The sequence below is a fragment of the Helicobacter rappini genome, from assembly GCF_900198625.1.
GTDB lineage: Bacteria > Campylobacterota > Campylobacteria > Campylobacterales > Helicobacteraceae > Helicobacter_A > Helicobacter_A rappini.
In genome coordinates, this window is sequence record NZ_FZPK01000048.1 from 1 (window position 1) to 15872 (window position 15872).

The window sequence follows — 15872 nt, forward strand, 5'->3', positions numbered from 1 at the left end:
TTTGTGTATCCTTTTTTAGATTAAAACAAAAGATTTACGGAATTATAAGGAATTGCTACTTTATAAAGTTGTATTTTGTTTGCAATATAAGAATATACGCACACATTAATAAAGTTTAAAAAACTCTTTATATAAGGCTTTTATGTGTTGGTGTGTTTTTTGGGTGTGCGATTAAGTGTTTTTTTGTTGTGGGTTGCTAGATAGATATAAAAATAGTAATATATAATCACATAGTTTTCCTTTACCCTTACACATTTATCCTTGCGCTTGGAATTATAACACACTCTATAATTTCACAGGGTAGTTTCAATACACAAAGCATTAAAACTTCATAATCTTTTGCTATGCTACACTTTTTTTAGCGATATTTTTTAACAGGGATTTTTATGCTGACATTCTCAGAGATTCTATTAAAGCTACAAACATTTTAGGCGAATGCTACTTTTAGGGGTAATACTACACTTGTTTTTAGACCACAAGCTATAAATTTTATGTTTTTAAATTCATGGAATCTATGTAAAAAACTTCATAAACCATCAATTACCTTTAAGATTCTATAACTTAGCTTTTATATTTAAAATATGTTTTACCCTTTAACATAAATTAGAACGAATAATTTTTTACTTTTTTAAGATTCCATAATTTTATAGGCATGAATATCAAATTATCATGTCGTGCTATTACTCACTTTACCCCACATGAGTTTGTATTTTCGTTTCACAAACTCCACTTCTTCTTGCGTTTTTTGTAGTTGCTGTCTTAGAATCTCTATGGTCTTTTTATCATCATCATAGATTTCTTGCATAGACACAAGCGCTTCTTTTAGAAAGCTATTTTCACTTTTAAAAGCTGCTATCGTCTCATCTTTGGAGCTTAAGACCTTATCATGCAAGCCTAAAATAGTAGCAATAGTCTTCTCTACAAACACAGGGTCTAGTGCGTTGCCATTCATATCAAGTGAAACTAAGCGATTTTCCACCTTTTTTATAAGAGCTGATGTGCCTGTGCTTGCTTCGACATAGATTCTGCCATTTTCTTGCTTACTCTTAATTGTCTTATCTTTTATTAACTCTGCTACTTTCTCTTTCTCCAAACCCGATAGCCTTAAAAACTCATCTAAAAGTAGCCAAGTCTCTTGCTTTGTGTTTGCATTGGCTTTTACTATTTGCTGGTATTTTTCTTGTTTAGATTCTATTTCGTCTTTAATTTCTGTTTTTACTTTAGTATCTAATTTTCCTTGAGATTCTACTTTTTCTGGCGTGTTAGAATCTAGTGTTTTTGTTGCTTGCAGGGTGGCAGCTTGAGTTTGGCTATTTATGGTGGCTTTGTTATCTTTGAGTGTGCTTTGGGCTATTGTTTGTTTAGAATCTTGTATTGTTTTTTGCGGTTTTGTAGTATCACTTTCATCTAAATAGTCTTGCATACTCTCTTTAATTGTCTTTGCATGAGATAGATCTGGAGTGCTACTCTCAGTACCCATATCGCCATCAAGGATTTTTTGCGTTTCTTTCACATACGCACGAAGTGTGTCTTGCTCACTATCTTTTATGAGAGAATTGCTTGTTGTATTACCATTTTGCATACTCTCATTTTGAATGCTTTCTTGCATTTCTCGTATTGTCTTTAAGCCTTGTAATTGCAACTTCTCCTGTTCTGCCATAACTTTCCCTTTTTATAAGCTTTTAGATTTCACTTTGTATGCTTTGTGTATCTTTTTCTAGCTGACTTGCACGATCTTTTCTTTCTTTTACAAGAAGCTGTGCTAAATCTGGATATTGTGGCAGAAGAGATAGAATCTGTGATGCAAAAAAAGCAGCATTAATCGCCCCAGCCTTGCCTACACTCATAGTAGCGACAGGGACTGCTTGTGGCATTTGCACACTTGATAAAAGCGCATCTAAACCATCAAGCACACCACCTGCAAGTGGCACTGCTATAACAGGCTTTAAGGTGTGTGCTGCAATAGCACCTGCTAAGTGTGCTGCCATACCTGCCGCTCCAATAAATACCGCCGCTCCGCGTTTTTCTGAAGTCAGCACAATCTCTCTTGTTCTCTCTGGTGTCCTATGAGCTGAAGATATATGCACTTCAAAAGGGATTTCAAACTTTTTTAAAATAGCAATGCACTCCTGCATAACCTTCCAATCACTTTTACTTCCCATAATAATCACAACAAATGGCATACAACACCTCACATAGAATATTCGCTTGTATTTTACTATAAAAAAGTGTGTATGTGTAATTTAATGTAAAATTTAGCATGCGTTATATAAACAAACACGCATTAAGAACTTGTTTTGTGGTTTATTTTCAAAAGGCTTGCTGAATGTTTAGCTACTTTTATTGATTTCTATAAGAAATGAACCCCAACCACCAACACCATAACTAAAGTTTGTATTTTCATCAAATTTTAAGCTTAAATTCTCCAAAGACCTAAGCCATTTTTTACCCGGATAATGAGAGCCTAGAATATAAATATTTTTGGCGTTTGATGCTTGAATGATATTTTCCACCTCTTTTAAATCATCTGAAAAGTTTTTATAAGGATTTGATATAGAGTCAATCAAACTATAATACTTGTAAGCAGGATTCATTCCATTATAAACAAGGATTAATTCGCCCAATTCATAATGTTCATTTGCTTGTGTAATTAATGCATGCGTTTGTTCTATAAAAAGCCCATCTGGATAGGTATGCTTGTAGTTTAAAAAAGTTTTATAGCATAGCGAGACTATAATAATCGACATCACAATTCTTAGTGTCATACCTTTTTTTATACAACATATAAACATATAACAACACGGCAGATAAAAAATAGGCGACATATAAAGTGAGAGTCTGCTGCCAATTACTCCGCCATGACCGAAAGGATAGATTCTAAATAAAGACAATAGTATGTAAAGCGATATAGCAGTTGCACATATTATGAATATATCCTTTCTTTCCTTGAATGCAATGCAAATCCCAATCAGCCATATAATTATATACAACCATACATATTTTGCCCTAAGCGGAGTGAAGCTAGATAGAATGCTTAATATTTCCTTAATAAACTCTGGATATGCATTCAATGAAAGTGGTAAAAAATGCTTTTCCCAATAGGTATAAAAGCCATCTACTCTTTGGAACTTGAGATAAAGCACATAATATAACACAAAAAAGATTCCAACACAAAGTATCCAAACTGCATTGGTTTTCAAAAAAGCTGCAAGATTATTTCTATTTTGATATAAAATTCCCACTCCTATGGCAGTTGCAATAAAAATAGCAGTATTAGCAAAGACAATACATATCATACAAGCTATATAAAAACCTACAAATGATTTTGGATTCCCTTTTGTGCTGTTTGCAATTACATAAAGATACAGCAATAAAAAACTACAAAACGCTTCAACGCCATATTGTTTGAACTCTGTGGTATAGTAGAGCAGATTTTGTGAGCCAACAAGTAAAAGCAAAAATACAAAACCACCAAAATTACCAGCGAGTTTTTTGCCAATAAGCATTGATAAAACAAGCGAACCAACTCCACACATTAAGGGTAAAAAATACAATACATACTCGCTGTATCCAAAAATTGCTCCTAACCCTTTGTTAAATAACAAAAAGCCAAGTGGGGCAGCTTGTAGATTTGGCAATGGTTGGAAAAATATGTCTTTAAGTGGAACGCCATATACACAAAAAGCAAGTGAGGCTTCATCAAGCCATAAATCTTTATGATTGACATAAAAATAGATTCTAGCGATTATCCCAAAAGCAAGTAAGACTAAGGCAGATATATGCCATATTGCATTGCGATGTTTTGTAAGGTAGCTTTGCATATTATGTGTAAAATTACTCACTTTTACCCCCTTCTTGATAGTCATAGTCCGTGTTAATATTCCACAAATCACACTCTCTGCCCAAAATCTTATCCGCACACATAAGCCCCATAAGAATGCTATGGTCTTGATTGTTATACTTAAAGCTGCCATTTCTCCCGATGAAATACAAATCTTTAAAGCTATCTAGGGCTTTGTAGATTTTATGCAAGTTATCTTTGTAGCCTTTCTCATACACAGGATAGCTTTTGTGGATTTTTAGCACACTTGTGTTTATAATCAGCTTAGAATCTATTACAAGATTAGATTCTAGTAAATCCCTTTTTGCTATCTCACTTAGGGCTTTATCATCTAGCTTCCACAAGTCTTCATCATCATTTGCCCAATACTCAAGGCATAAAATCGCTGAGTCTTGTCCGCATTGCAAATCCTTGGTCCAATTAGCGAAGTTGGTGATTCTGCCGGTTTGGGTATCTTTGCTATGCACATAAATCCAATTATCCTTGAATAGCTTTGTCTCTTTGGTGCTTTTAGCGGATTGTTCGCTCAAGGCTCGGTCATTACCCTTTAGGTAACTCCCTTCGCCTTTCGCTCCAAAACCACTAAAATCACTCAAAGATACTTTGCTATTCCCAAACACATTTCCTTGCGATTTTTGCGTGTTATTTTCAGAAATGGATTCTAGGTTGTCGGCGTTTTCACGCCAAGCCTCTTTCTCTTCTTCTAGGATTCTAGGAATTGTGGTATTGCTTTCGTAGTTTTTTGGGGATTTTCTAAAGAAACCTGCTTCACTTCGTTCGCACCGCTTCGCTTGTTTTGGGGCAGAGCTAGACTTGAGGTCTGCGGTTGCCTCAAAACAAGGGATACCGCTCGGCGTTAGCCGATGTTTCTTTAGTAAAGCCAAATCCCCTACTTCTACATAAACTAAAATCGTGTTTCTAAATTTTAATCTCCCCGCCATTTCTTTCACACTAGAATCTAGCTCTTCTAGCGACAACACCATATCCCTAAAAGGTGCGGTAGAAATCACAATATCCCCGCTAAACTCGCCCTTGTTTGTGTGAATACCCACCGCCTTTTTGCCCTGCGTTTTAATGCCTAGCACCTCCACACCACAATGCACCACGCCGCCGCGTTTGATAATCTCTTGCTTCATATTTTCATATACCACGCCACAGCCCTTTTTGGGGTAGCTAAACTCATCAACCAAAGTCTTATGCTTTTTGCCCCCACCGCCAAAAAATGCGGACTTTATCGCTTCATAGAGATTAAGCCCTTTAATGCGTTGTGCGGCAAAATCCGCATCTAGCTTACTGCATTTAATCCCCCAGAGCTTTTCTGTGTAGCTTTTAAAAAATATGCTATACAAGCGATAGCCAAAGGCATTTGCCACCCACGATTCAAAGCTATCCCCTTTAAAAGGGTTAATTTTTGCTTTAATATAACTAAAAACACAAAGGGCAGATTCTAAAAATCCTAGTTTAAAAAGTGCGTCAAAGCCACGCAAAGGATAGTAGAAAAACTTGCGGTTATAAAAGATTCTAGTCAAGCGTGAGACTTTCTCATATTCACCATTTGTGTGGGAGTGCCAAAAGTCATTTAAGCGTTTATCCTTGCTAAAAAAGCGATGCGGTCCAATATCCACAATCTGTGAGAATAGCTCTATGCTTTTACTCATTCCACCAACTTGTGAATCTAACTCAAAAATCTCTACACTATATCCATTTTCACTTAGCACTCTAGCCGCACTAAGCCCAGCCGGTCCTGCACCGATGATTAAGACTTTTTTATTTTGTCTCACTTATTATCCTTTCTTGTAAATTTAATAAAACTAAAATATTTATGCCCCAAATAGTTGCAGATAAAGCCCACGCCCACACCGCTAATGTGGGCTACAAACTCTAAATGCTTTTGATGAAGTAGGAAGCTTTTGTGTGGGGCTAAAAAGGGGCTAGATTGTATAAAATCCTGCAAAGCTGTATAAAAGCTCTGTAAAAGCCAAAGTGTCCCCACACTCACAAATAAGGCAATAAGTAGCCCAAAAAGAGCCACAATACTAAAGCGGACAAAGGCTAGTCTTAAGCTAATATTGCGAGAAAAGATATACCTTGCGGACAAGGCGAAATTCACAAAATGCCCTAAGATATAAGCGATAATCACACTGCTTGAAAAGCTTATGTAAAAGCTTAGAAAATGCCTTGAGATGAGATTGACAAATAGGGCTAGAAAAGCAACACAAACATACTTTATTAACTGCATTAACTTCCCTTATTTAATAGCGTGGGTTGCTATGCCAAGCAAGTGCTGAAGATAGGATTGTCTCAATATCTGCAAAATGTGCCTTCCAGCCTAGAATCTCTTTTGCCTTAGTGCTATCGCCAATGAGTGTGGCAGGGTCGCCCTCTCGTCTAGATTCTATGGTATAGGGGATCTGTCTGCCACAAAGCCTAGAAGCACATTCTAGCAGCTCAAAGATAGAAAATCCCAAGCCATTGCCGAGATTAAAGGCTTCGCTTTTGCCACCATTTAGCAGATACTTTAGGGCTAAAATATGTGCGTTTGCTAAGTCATCTATATGGATATAATCCCTTATGCAAGAGCCATCTTTTGTAGGATAATCATCGCCATAAATGCTAAGAACTTCTCTCTGTCCTAGTGCCGTTTGCAAAAGAAGCGGGATTAAATGCGTCTCTGGGCTATGGGATTCACCGATATTAAAAAGCATACTCGCCCCAGCGGCGTTAAAATAACGCAAGATGACATAGTTTATCCCATAGGCGTGGCTAAAGTCTTTTAGCATATTTTCTACCACAAGCTTTGAGTAGCCATAGGGATTTATGGGATTTTGCGGATGAGATTCTGTGATGGGCAAATGCAAGGGGTGTCCATAAGTGGCACAAGTGGAGCTAAAGATAATGTTTTTGACATTGGCTTTACGCATAGATTCTAGGAGATTTAGCGAGTTGGCGATATTGTTGTAATAATACTTGCTAGGGTCTTTGACACTCTCACCCACATAGGCAAAGGCAGCAAAGTGCATAACTGCTTGTATTTGATATGTGCTAAAGATAGAATCTAGAGTAGCTTTATCGCTTAAATCGGCGTGGATAAAAGTGGTGTTTTTATGGGCGGTTTGAAGTTGGTGGGATAAATCATTGTTGGAGTTTAAGTTAGATTTAAGATTGTTATAGAGAATAGAATCCTGTGTATTTACCCCCCCCCCCCCGTTAAAATTTTGCTCTAATTGTGTAAGAAAATTGAGTACAGAATCTTGTGTGTTGGGCGTTTTAGAATCTGGATTCTGCGTTGTCTCTTGCGTGCTTTTGCGGGAGTTTGCTTTTTTTGCTTCGGCACTACCGCTTAGGTAGCTTCTCGCAAAAAAAGCTTCACAGCCCACAAAATCATCACAAGATACTTCCGCAGTTGGCGTTTTGGAGTTTTTAGAATCTAGATTCTCTAAATTTGTGCCCTTGTCTATACAATTTGAACGATTAGCTAAATTAGAGGGGTAGTCATTATCGCTTAGATAACTCCTACCCTCTAATTTAGCTAAAGCCTCCAAAGCCACAGAGCAATTGCTAGAATTTGTGGTTTTGTTTGCGTGGTTTGTTAGTGTAGAATCTAGATATTGCGATGAGATAGTAGGGCTTTCAGTAAATGGACTCGTATAAGAGAAAGGAAGTGGTGCATAATGTAAAGATTCTTTATGCCCATAGACTAAATTATCTAGTACAATGGTTTGAAATCCTAGAGTATTGAGCAGGGCGTTTGCGTGAGAGCCGATATATCCAGCCCCACCGGTTACTAGAATCTTTTTGTTTGGCATAGCTTTCCTTTTTAAAATTTATAACTAGCAAATTTATTGAGTTAATATACAGAATTATGTTATAACAGCAAATAATTATAACATAATTCTATGCATTATAGTAATACAAAAGCATGTGTAGTAGCACATAAGCTTGTTGCAAGGGTTAAACCTTGCAAATAATATAACATTCAAAAAACAACTAAGAAATGTTTGCAAAAGTAAGATTGGAATTAACCTTTATAATTCTTGATAGCTTGTTCTAAGAGTTCAGCGGCTTTATCTGCTTCTTGGAAGTCTTTTACTTTTACCCATTTATCAGGCTCAAGCATTTTATATGTCTCAAAGAAATTCTTGATTCTATCAAGTGTAAGTTTTGGCAAATCCTTATAGCTTTTTACATCGCTATATGTAGGATCGATTTTATCAAGGGCAACAGCAAGTAGCTTTTCATCCATGCCGCCTTCATCTTCCATGATTAAAACACCTATTAATCGGCATTTAATGACAGAGCCAGCCTGCAGGGGATACTCATTTAACACCAAAATATCCATAGGATCATCATCATCTGCTAATGTATTTGGCACAAATCCATAGTTTGCAGGGTAATACACCGCTGAACGCATGATTCTATCCACTACAACCGCACCAGAATCTTTATCTATCTCATACTTAATGTCTGAACCAAAAGGTATTTCAATAACCGCATTAATCTCATTTGGGACTTTACCATAACTGATTTTTGTAAGATCCATAATCTCTCCTTAAAATTAAATTGGCTTGTATTATAACACTGCATTATTAACTAATCCATTATTTAATTTTATTCTAAAATATATATCTCTTTATGTGTATTAAACTCGCATTTTATGGTAGAATCTAGCCTTTTATTCAAGAAAGGATACTATGCGTTTTTATCTCTGTAATTTTTTTATACTCTTTTGTCTTGCTACTTTTATTGCATGTAATGATACCAAAATAGATTCAAAAACTACCACTTTAGATGAAGAAATATGGCTATTTAACACACAATACATTAAGACTATAAATGAAACAAGTTGGGAAAAGCTATCTGTGAGTGCGTTGAATGACTTCACAGACTTTAAACTTGAATTTACCTATATATCCACAGGCAAACCGCAAACTTGTGGATTATATGCAAAAGGAATAGTTGCAAATGAAGCGGTTGGGAATAAAGAAAAAATACAGACAAAGATTCTCATGCGACCAAATCTTATACCAGATGCAGCTATTTGGATTATCCGCACAAATAATACAAGAGGTGGCATAAAGGTTGAAATCAGTGATATTGCCGCTTTTATAGAATCTTGTGGCGATGCACATCAGTATGCAGTTGGCATGTATGATTCTATTCAGTAAGAAAGCTTAAAATATAAATTTTTAGACTACAATATGATAAAACTTTAAAAAGGAAAATCATGGCATTAGACACTACACATATGGATTATTTCAAACAACTATTAGGTGAAGAAAACGCAAAAATAGATTCCTTGCATAAACTTGCATACAGCTATGATGCTACTCGTGAATCTAGAGAACCAGATATGGTGCTTTTCCCAAGAGATGAAAAGGATATTAGCGATATTTTAAAGTATTGCAATACTCATCTCATTCCCATTGTGCCAAGGGGGGCTGGTAGCGGTTTTACAGGTGGGAGCATCGCAGCAGATGGTGGCATTGTATTAGCCCTAGAAAAGCATATGAATAAGATTCTAGAACTTGATACAAAAAATCTTATAGTGAGAGTGCAGCCCGGAGTGATTAATAAAGATTTACAAAACTTTGTAGAATCCCATGGACTTTTCTATCCACCAGACCCCGCAAGTGAGAATCAAAGCACAATAGGTGGCAATGTCAGTGAAAATGCAGGTGGTATGCGTGCTGCAAAGTATGGAATCACAAAAGACTATGTTATGGCTATCCGTGCGGTGCTACCAAATGGCAATATTATCCGTGCGGGTAAAAAGACGATTAAAGATGTGGCAGGTTATAATGTCGCAGGGATACTTATCGCAAGTGAGGGGACACTCGCAGTCATTAGCGAAATCACACTAAAACTCATCGCAAAGCCAAAGATTACGCGTTCAGCAATGGGCATTTTTGACACAATAGAAAATGCGATGAATGCAGTGTATAAGACAATGGCAAGTGGAGTTACACCAGTAGCTATGGAGTTTTTAGACAATCTTACAATCCGTGCAGTTGAGAGTAAATTTAACAAAGGCTTACCTATTGAAGCGGGGGCTATCCTTATCACAGAAGTAGATGGTAACTTAGAAGAAGAGATACAATATCAATTAAAACTTATAGAATCTAGATTTAAAGAAAATGGTTGCGTTGAGTTTAAGGTAGCAAAAGATTCTAAAGAAGGGCAGGATTTATGGTTTGCAAGGAAGAATGCAAGTCAAAGTATTAGCATTTATGGTAAGAAAAAACTAAATGAAGACATCACCGTCCCTCGTGCAAAACTGCCAGAATTACTAGAAAAAATAGGTGAAGTAAGTAAGCGTTATGGCTTTAAGATTCCATGTTTTGGACATACAGGTGATGGTAATGTGCATACAAATGTCATGGTTGAAGACTTAAAAGATTTAGATAAAGGGCATGAAGCTATCACAGAGATTTTTAAAATCGCAGTTATGCTAGAGGGGACTTTAAGCGGAGAGCATGGCATTGGACTTGCTAAAGCACCATTTATGAATCTTGCCTTTAATGAAGATGAAATGAATTTGTTTAGAAGCATTAAGAGCGCATTTGACCCAAATAATATATTAAATCCAAATAAAATGGGATTGTAAGATTCTAAAATATCACATAAAATAAAGAATCCATGCAGGCAATTACCATTTTCTTAGAAAAGGTTTAAGTCTCCCACTAAAACAAGTCGCATAAACCGAAGAAAGCAATGCTTACAACATAATTATCATAAGTTATGATTAACACATAACTTAGATTCCATGCATTTTACAACTTCTTCTCTGCTATCACATCAAGTTCTTTTAATATCGGTATGAGTGCTTTTAGCTTACCAAGCTCAATCATATTTGGACCATCGCTTAGGGCTTCTTGTGGGTTAAAGTGTGTTTCCATAAAGTAGCCATCAACGCCAACGCTACTTGCAGCACGAGCAAGATAAGGCACATAGCTACTATCACCGCCACTTTTACCACCAAGTCCGCCGGGCATTTGCACACTATGTGTCGCATCAAAGATAACTGGGGCAAATTGACGCATAATTACAAGCGATCGCATATCTACCACAAGATTCCCATAGCCAAAGGTGCTGCCCCTTTCTGTAAGCCATATTTTATGCTTACTGCTTAAGTTATAAGAATCCTGCATAAAGCTAGAATCACTGATATTAGAATCTCTAGTCTTTAATGCCTTAAGCACGCTATAACGCATATCGCTAGGATTCATAAACTGCCCTTTTTTGATATTGATAATCGCCTTAGTCTTTGCCACCGCGACAATCAAATCTGTCTGCCTACATAAAAATGCTGGAATCTGGATAATATCTGCCACTTCAGCGATAGGCTCTGCCTGCATGCTTTCATGTATATCTGTGATGATTTTATAGCCAAAATCCTTTTTTACCTTCTCTAGCAATAATAAGCCCTTTTCAAGCCCCGGACCTCTAAAGCCATCAAGGCTAGTGCGATTTGCCTTATCAAAACTTGCCTTAAAGTAAAAGTCAATCTCTGTGTCATTGTGTGCGAACTCAAGCTCTTTTGCGATGCGATAAATATTTGCTTCATTTTCTATAACGCATGGACCACTCAGTAATATCATAATATGCTCCCTATAATATAAATTTTCAAGGCTATTATACAAAAAGTTAAACCCAATCTTATTTACAATGCTAAACAAGACGCAAAAGCGGTGAGAGACTCGCAAAATCAAGTGCGATTGCTTTACTATCAAAGCTATGATTGCTACTCATTGTAATGATATATATCATATGACTGCTGTATTCTCTCTCCCTCTTTCGTATAAGCTGTATTTTTTTTGCGATAGATTCTATACTTGCAAATGGCATACATAAAAAGATCATATTTTGCGTTGTATCTATAAAATCACAATGATGACTATATTGCAGCTTAAAGCCCATTGACACCAACTCTAAAAATACCATATTTTCATACACTCGCACAAAATGTTTAGAATCTGCAAATTCACTTAGCGTAAAATCATAGAAATAAAGCTTATATTTCTTATTCGTATTTTGCGTATCAATATGCTTGCAAATATGCACGATATGATTTGTTTGCAAACTTTGCATTAAAGGATAGATTCTGTCCTTTGAGATTTTTATATGCTGCTTTAAATGCGTATAGATTCCATAGGTGCTTGTCTTTAAGGATTGCAAGGCTAACATATAGCTTAACGCTCTGGCTTCATCTTTTAAGCCAAACTGCATTGAACGCCATTTATATTCTCTCTTTTTATAATCTGGGAGTGAAAGCATTTCTATACTATTGCCATCTTTAATGAAGTTTGATAGTAAAACATCAATATTTAGATTCTTAGAATCCATACTTAGATATTCTTCAAAGCTTAATGGTAACAAAGGCAATGGGCTAAAATCACTAGGACATGCCTGTATATCACCTATGTAGATACAAGGACAAGATACAGCTATATCATCACAATATTTTATTGAATCTAGAGTGATATTATCAACAATGAGTAACTCTAGCTTTTCACTCATGCCATATAAAGCCTTTTTTGTATTTGCTATAAGAGTTTGTGAAAATAATGTAGCTAAATCCATGTAGAAAACATGCTGAAACTTTTGTGCATACCACAAAGCAAATGTAGTTTTACCGCTTTGTGGTGGTCCATATATAAAGGTTTTATCACTCTTTATATTCACACTGCGTGGAAAAAAATGCTTTAGCTTTGGAATCTCAATAGACATACTTCACTCACACAAGATTCTAAAAATACTCATCATAAAGCAACTTTACACACACAATAAGTGATACACCAACAACAAGGGGTTTGACTATCTTTATACCATAGCGAAGTGCAAGTCTAGACCCAAGATTTGCACCGATAAACTGCCCAGCACCCATAAGAAAGCCAAGCACCCATAGAATCTGTCCGCCTATGGCAAATACAAGCATAGAGGCAAGGTTTGAAGTGAAATTAAAAAGCTTTGCATGAGCTAATGCGTTTTTCAGTCCATATCCACCCAGCATGATTAAAGCAAGCATTAAAAATGAGCCAGTCCCCGGACCAAAAAAGCCATCATAAAAGCCAATCGCCCCAAGCACAAAATAAAGCAAAGCATGAGTGTAGCGGACATGACTTTGTTCTTCTGTAATCTTTGGAGAAAACAGAAAATAGAGCGCAAAGACAATCAGCAAAAAGGGGATACATTTCGCTAAAAATTGTGCTTCTAAAAACTGCACGAGCAGCGTCCCACCAGCCGCACATAAAAATACGCAAATAACAGGGATAATATTATCTTTAAGAACTATGTGTCCTTTTTTATAAAAGTGCATAGTCGCTGAAAAGCTACCAAAACAGCTTTGCAGTTTATTCACCCCTAAGGCTTGATGCGGTGGAATCCCAGCAAGAAATAATGCAGGGATTGTAATCATACCGCCACCCCCTGCAATAGAATCTATAAATCCAGCACAAAAAGCCGCACAAAATAAAATCGCATAAATATCTAAGCCTAAATCCCCTAACATGTTATTCCTTATCGTTCTTTTATGAATTAATTGTATCACAACACATAGGATAAAACAAGTCATGTAGATCTTAAGTTGTAGCTATCTTGCAAGTGCCTAATAGTCTTATGCTTCCCGGTATATGCCCTTTATCAAAAACAAAAGCTTTGCATTCCTTATCATCTTTTGGAATCTCTGCTTTTACTATCAAGTATTTTATAATCAAAATGATTATTTTGAAATATTTTATCTCTAGATTCATTTTTATCTTGATTTTGATTTTTTGTCAACCGTTTGGTTTATACTGGAAACTGGAAATATGAGGTCAAGTTTCAAAAAATCTTCAGCGTATAATAAAAATTCTCAATGGGTTTCGTGTAATATTTTCTACAATGTTGCACTTCATTGTAGGCTTTTACTCATATTTCATTACTATTCTTTTATATTTTATCATGTCGTCGTTAAGTAGTTTTGTGAGTACTTCTTGAGGTGTTAGCTCTATAACATTTTCTGTTTCTTTAATAAAACTCTCATAGCCATCATGCAATATGTTTTTTTAAAAAACTGATTTGCTCTCCCGATAATTTTATTTATTCTACTTTTAATCCAATAAATACATGAGAAGATATTCCATTTTCTCCATTTCATCTCTCTACAATAAGATAAGATAATCAGTTCCAATATCCTTACTAGCACTGTTATATTATGAGAACATTGGAATTTTATCGTCTCCTAAGCTTGTTGAGTGAAACATTGGTGCTAGATTGCAAATAATTGAAAGCTTTTATTTTAGAGTCTGCGTTTTCTTGCTTTTGCCTTTCTTTTTGTGTTTCTCTCCACCATATTTTTAGATTCTTTATTTTTACATTCTAATGTGACATTAAGACTAGATTCTAAAAGAGAATGATTTAGTATTATAGGGGTAGAGTTTGCTAAGAAGATTTTCATGGTTTGCGTACCAGTGGGTTCCATGTTTAGAACTAAATAAGAGATGGACTTGGATTCTATAAACTCATCTTTAGAATCTAGTTCGCCAAAGGATAAAGGATTATTGCGAGGATGTGGTTGAGCCTAATAGAAGTTGAGAGTCTAAAAATATAGCAATATTATAATCTTGCAAACTTTGTTTATCCTGATCGGTAAGTGCGCATCCTCTAACAATAGTAGCACAATTAAGCACATTGTTATTGTCAGTGAAAATATTTTACATTTTAAAGAGCTATAAAGTCTTACAAAGATTTTTTTAGCACAATAATTAAAGGATTGGGTGAAAAAGCAACTCTTTGCTTAATTCCAAATGGGCTTTTGTAATCATTCGTGATATCAAATCCTTATGCAGTGCGATGGCTTGTAGTATTTGTGAAACAAGATTATTGTGGCTTTATAATGAAAGAGTTCCATTCTATTGCATTCGTTAAGCAATTCTTGATTACTTTCTAATTTATCAAAGAATGCTTTATCTAGATTTTTACATAGAGCTTTGCATCTTGTAATTGCACATTGAGTCTATCAATACATATAATTCTTGTATGTTTTTACTATATTTAATCCTTACTATATATCTTATCTCACTTAAGAGATACACAAGTAAAAAAACTTTGGTGGTTTGTATTTTATCTTAATATATCACCATCAAATTGGGTTAAGTTAATAGGTATTACAATATTATCCCTACATACAATGTTTAAGACTTCATGGGCATTTAGAGCATAGCTAAATCCTACCCTTTCCCATATTTTTTCAAGTAACTGGGCTTAAGCTTCCATTTTTTTGTAAATCTGTTTTTGACAATTTGTCATAAAGTTCTTCCATGTCTGTATTTTTCATACAATCCTCATAAAACTTTTAGCTTTGCGGTGCTAAATTCTGCCCCCACAAGGCTTATTAGTGTCACCCATGTCGCAACCTTCAATCCCAAAAGATATATCTGCATTAGATTGCTTATTTTTAAAAAATGCTGCATATATTTTTGCTTGATTAATGGGATAATCATTAAAAAGACAGCAAATATAATCCCCATCACTCTTACAATAACAAATCATAATGTTCCTAAAAATATGTAAAACAAGCATGTATTCTAGCAAAAAAAAATCATCATTTTTTTGCTAGAATACAGAAAAATATCATTAATTGTCTATAATGTTCAGCTTTTAGATGAAAACATTAAGCATTTGAGATTGTAGATTCTTTAATAGATAAACATAGGAAAAATATGCGATTAGATAAATTCTTAAATGCAGTCAATCTCACAAAACGAAGAGCAATAGCCCAAGATATGTGTGCTAATGGTGTTGTGCTTGTAAATGGTGTAGTATCAAAAAGCTCAAAAGAAGTCAAAGTAAATGACATTATTACCTTAAAGTTTTTGGAATCAACACATCAATATAAAGTCTTGCAAATCCCAACATTAAAAACTATACCCAAGAGTATGAAACATGAGTATGTTTTGGAGTTAGATTCTTAGAGAGATTGTTTTAAAGATTAAGTGAGATTTAAGATGAAACAGCAATTCTATTTTAAGTATTAATGCAGCAATTCTTTACT

The 15872-nt window shown here is 35.4% G+C and carries 16 protein-coding genes; 3 read left to right on the forward strand and 13 right to left on the reverse strand.

The window, feature by feature from the left end; all coding sequences use genetic code 11:
* Nucleotides 1–667: 667 nt before the first annotated feature.
* From C6H17_RS09350 to ppa, 7 genes are all read right to left on the reverse strand, one after another.
* Entirely contained in the window at nucleotides 668–1165 is a 498-nt protein-coding gene (locus C6H17_RS09350; RefSeq protein WP_027338353.1) for a DUF3972 domain-containing protein, read from the reverse strand.
* A 517-nt stretch (nucleotides 1166–1682) separates the two neighbouring features.
* Entirely contained in the window at nucleotides 1683–2183 is a 501-nt protein-coding gene (purE, locus tag C6H17_RS09355) for a 5-(carboxyamino)imidazole ribonucleotide mutase (protein WP_005218380.1), read from the reverse strand.
* Nucleotides 2184–2330: 147 nt separating this feature from the next.
* Nucleotides 2331–3842, reverse strand: a complete 1512-nt coding sequence (locus tag C6H17_RS09360) for a hypothetical protein (protein ID WP_005218382.1) — start codon at nucleotides 3840–3842, stop codon at nucleotides 2331–2333.
* Nucleotides 3835–5622, reverse strand: a complete 1788-nt coding sequence (locus C6H17_RS09365) for an FAD-dependent oxidoreductase (RefSeq protein ID WP_005218383.1) — start codon at nucleotides 5620–5622, stop codon at nucleotides 3835–3837. Before C6H17_RS09365 ends, C6H17_RS09360 begins: the two co-directional genes overlap by 8 nt.
* Nucleotides 5619–6080, reverse strand: a complete 462-nt coding sequence (locus C6H17_RS09370; RefSeq protein ID WP_020995873.1) for a GtrA family protein — start codon at nucleotides 6078–6080, stop codon at nucleotides 5619–5621. Before C6H17_RS09370 ends, C6H17_RS09365 begins: the two co-directional genes overlap by 4 nt.
* A 13-nt stretch (nucleotides 6081–6093) precedes the next feature.
* A complete protein-coding gene (galE, locus tag C6H17_RS09375) occupies nucleotides 6094–7647 on the reverse strand; it encodes a UDP-glucose 4-epimerase GalE (RefSeq protein WP_020995872.1) in 1554 nt (517 codons plus the stop codon).
* A 212-nt stretch (nucleotides 7648–7859) separates the two neighbouring features.
* Nucleotides 7860–8381 carry an inorganic diphosphatase gene (gene ppa / locus C6H17_RS09385; RefSeq protein WP_004088036.1) on the reverse strand — a complete coding sequence of 174 codons (522 nt, stop codon included), beginning with the start codon at nucleotides 8379–8381 and terminating at the stop codon, nucleotides 7860–7862.
* A gap of 151 nt (nucleotides 8382–8532) precedes the next feature.
* Between ppa and C6H17_RS09390 the strand changes: the two genes are divergently transcribed.
* Together C6H17_RS09390 and C6H17_RS09395 are read left to right on the forward strand one after the other, a co-directional pair.
* The gene (locus tag C6H17_RS09390; protein ID WP_005218387.1) at nucleotides 8533–9006 is read left to right on the forward strand and encodes a hypothetical protein; all 474 of its coding nucleotides are present in this window, start codon (nucleotides 8533–8535) and stop codon (nucleotides 9004–9006) included.
* Nucleotides 9007–9065: 59 nt separating this feature from the next.
* Nucleotides 9066–10445: an FAD-linked oxidase C-terminal domain-containing protein gene (locus C6H17_RS09395; RefSeq protein WP_005218388.1), complete on the forward strand. Its 1380-nt coding sequence runs from the start codon at nucleotides 9066–9068 to the stop codon at nucleotides 10443–10445.
* A 166-nt stretch (nucleotides 10446–10611) separates the two neighbouring features.
* On the opposite strand, the gene kdsA is transcribed toward C6H17_RS09395, so the two are convergent.
* The 6 genes from kdsA to C6H17_RS09415 all read right to left on the reverse strand — a co-directional run bounded on the left by kdsA (nucleotide 10612) and on the right by C6H17_RS09415 (nucleotide 15370).
* A complete protein-coding gene (gene kdsA / locus C6H17_RS09400; RefSeq protein WP_005218389.1) occupies nucleotides 10612–11439 on the reverse strand; it encodes a 3-deoxy-8-phosphooctulonate synthase in 828 nt (275 codons plus the stop codon).
* A gap of 70 nt (nucleotides 11440–11509) precedes the next feature.
* Nucleotides 11510–12568 carry an ATP-binding protein gene (locus C6H17_RS09405; RefSeq protein ID WP_005218390.1) on the reverse strand — a complete coding sequence of 353 codons (1059 nt, stop codon included), beginning with the start codon at nucleotides 12566–12568 and terminating at the stop codon, nucleotides 11510–11512.
* Between the two features lie 19 nt (nucleotides 12569–12587).
* The gene (locus C6H17_RS09410) at nucleotides 12588–13349 is read right to left on the reverse strand and encodes a TSUP family transporter (RefSeq protein ID WP_005218391.1); all 762 of its coding nucleotides are present in this window, start codon (nucleotides 13347–13349) and stop codon (nucleotides 12588–12590) included.
* 70 nt (nucleotides 13350–13419) lie between these two features.
* Complete coding sequence (locus C6H17_RS12270) at nucleotides 13420–13590, reverse strand: hypothetical protein (RefSeq protein WP_155243511.1); 171 nt, start codon at nucleotides 13588–13590, stop codon at nucleotides 13420–13422.
* 527 nt (nucleotides 13591–14117) lie between these two features.
* Complete coding sequence (locus tag C6H17_RS12275) at nucleotides 14118–14300, reverse strand: hypothetical protein (RefSeq protein WP_005218392.1); 183 nt, start codon at nucleotides 14298–14300, stop codon at nucleotides 14118–14120.
* An 887-nt stretch (nucleotides 14301–15187) separates the two neighbouring features.
* The gene (locus tag C6H17_RS09415; RefSeq protein WP_020995871.1) at nucleotides 15188–15370 is read right to left on the reverse strand and encodes a hypothetical protein; all 183 of its coding nucleotides are present in this window, start codon (nucleotides 15368–15370) and stop codon (nucleotides 15188–15190) included.
* Between the two features lie 170 nt (nucleotides 15371–15540).
* Between C6H17_RS09415 and C6H17_RS09420 the strand changes: the two genes are divergently transcribed.
* Nucleotides 15541–15792, forward strand: a complete 252-nt coding sequence (locus tag C6H17_RS09420) for a S4 domain-containing protein (RefSeq protein WP_005218393.1) — start codon at nucleotides 15541–15543, stop codon at nucleotides 15790–15792.
* Nucleotides 15793–15872: the final 80 nt, after the last annotated feature.

Bases quoted from the DNA above. Each gene is read 5' to 3' on its own strand.
- ppa (WP_004088036.1), bottom strand. From the start codon at position 8,381: ATGGATCTTACAAAAATCAGTTATGGTAAAGTCCCAAATGAGATTAAT.
- C6H17_RS12275 (WP_005218392.1), bottom strand. From the start codon at position 14,300: ATGGAACCCACTGGTACGCAAACCATGAAAATCTTCTTAGCAAACTCT.
- galE (WP_020995872.1), bottom strand. From the start codon at position 7,647: ATGCCAAACAAAAAGATTCTAGTAACCGGTGGGGCTGGATATATCGGC.
- C6H17_RS09370 (WP_020995873.1), bottom strand. From the start codon at position 6,080: ATGCAGTTAATAAAGTATGTTTGTGTTGCTTTTCTAGCCCTATTTGTC.
- purE (WP_005218380.1), bottom strand. From the start codon at position 2,183: ATGCCATTTGTTGTGATTATTATGGGAAGTAAAAGTGATTGGAAGGTT.
- C6H17_RS12270 (WP_155243511.1), bottom strand. From the start codon at position 13,590: ATGAATCTAGAGATAAAATATTTCAAAATAATCATTTTGATTATAAAA.
- C6H17_RS09410 (WP_005218391.1), bottom strand. From the start codon at position 13,349: ATGTTAGGGGATTTAGGCTTAGATATTTATGCGATTTTATTTTGTGCG.
- C6H17_RS09395 (WP_005218388.1), top strand. From the start codon at position 9,066: ATGGCATTAGACACTACACATATGGATTATTTCAAACAACTATTAGGT.
- C6H17_RS09420 (WP_005218393.1), top strand. From the start codon at position 15,541: ATGCGATTAGATAAATTCTTAAATGCAGTCAATCTCACAAAACGAAGA.
- C6H17_RS09390 (WP_005218387.1), top strand. From the start codon at position 8,533: ATGCGTTTTTATCTCTGTAATTTTTTTATACTCTTTTGTCTTGCTACT.
- kdsA (WP_005218389.1), bottom strand. From the start codon at position 11,439: ATGATATTACTGAGTGGTCCATGCGTTATAGAAAATGAAGCAAATATT.
- C6H17_RS09415 (WP_020995871.1), bottom strand. From the start codon at position 15,370: ATGATTTGTTATTGTAAGAGTGATGGGGATTATATTTGCTGTCTTTTT.
- C6H17_RS09405 (WP_005218390.1), bottom strand. From the start codon at position 12,568: ATGTCTATTGAGATTCCAAAGCTAAAGCATTTTTTTCCACGCAGTGTG.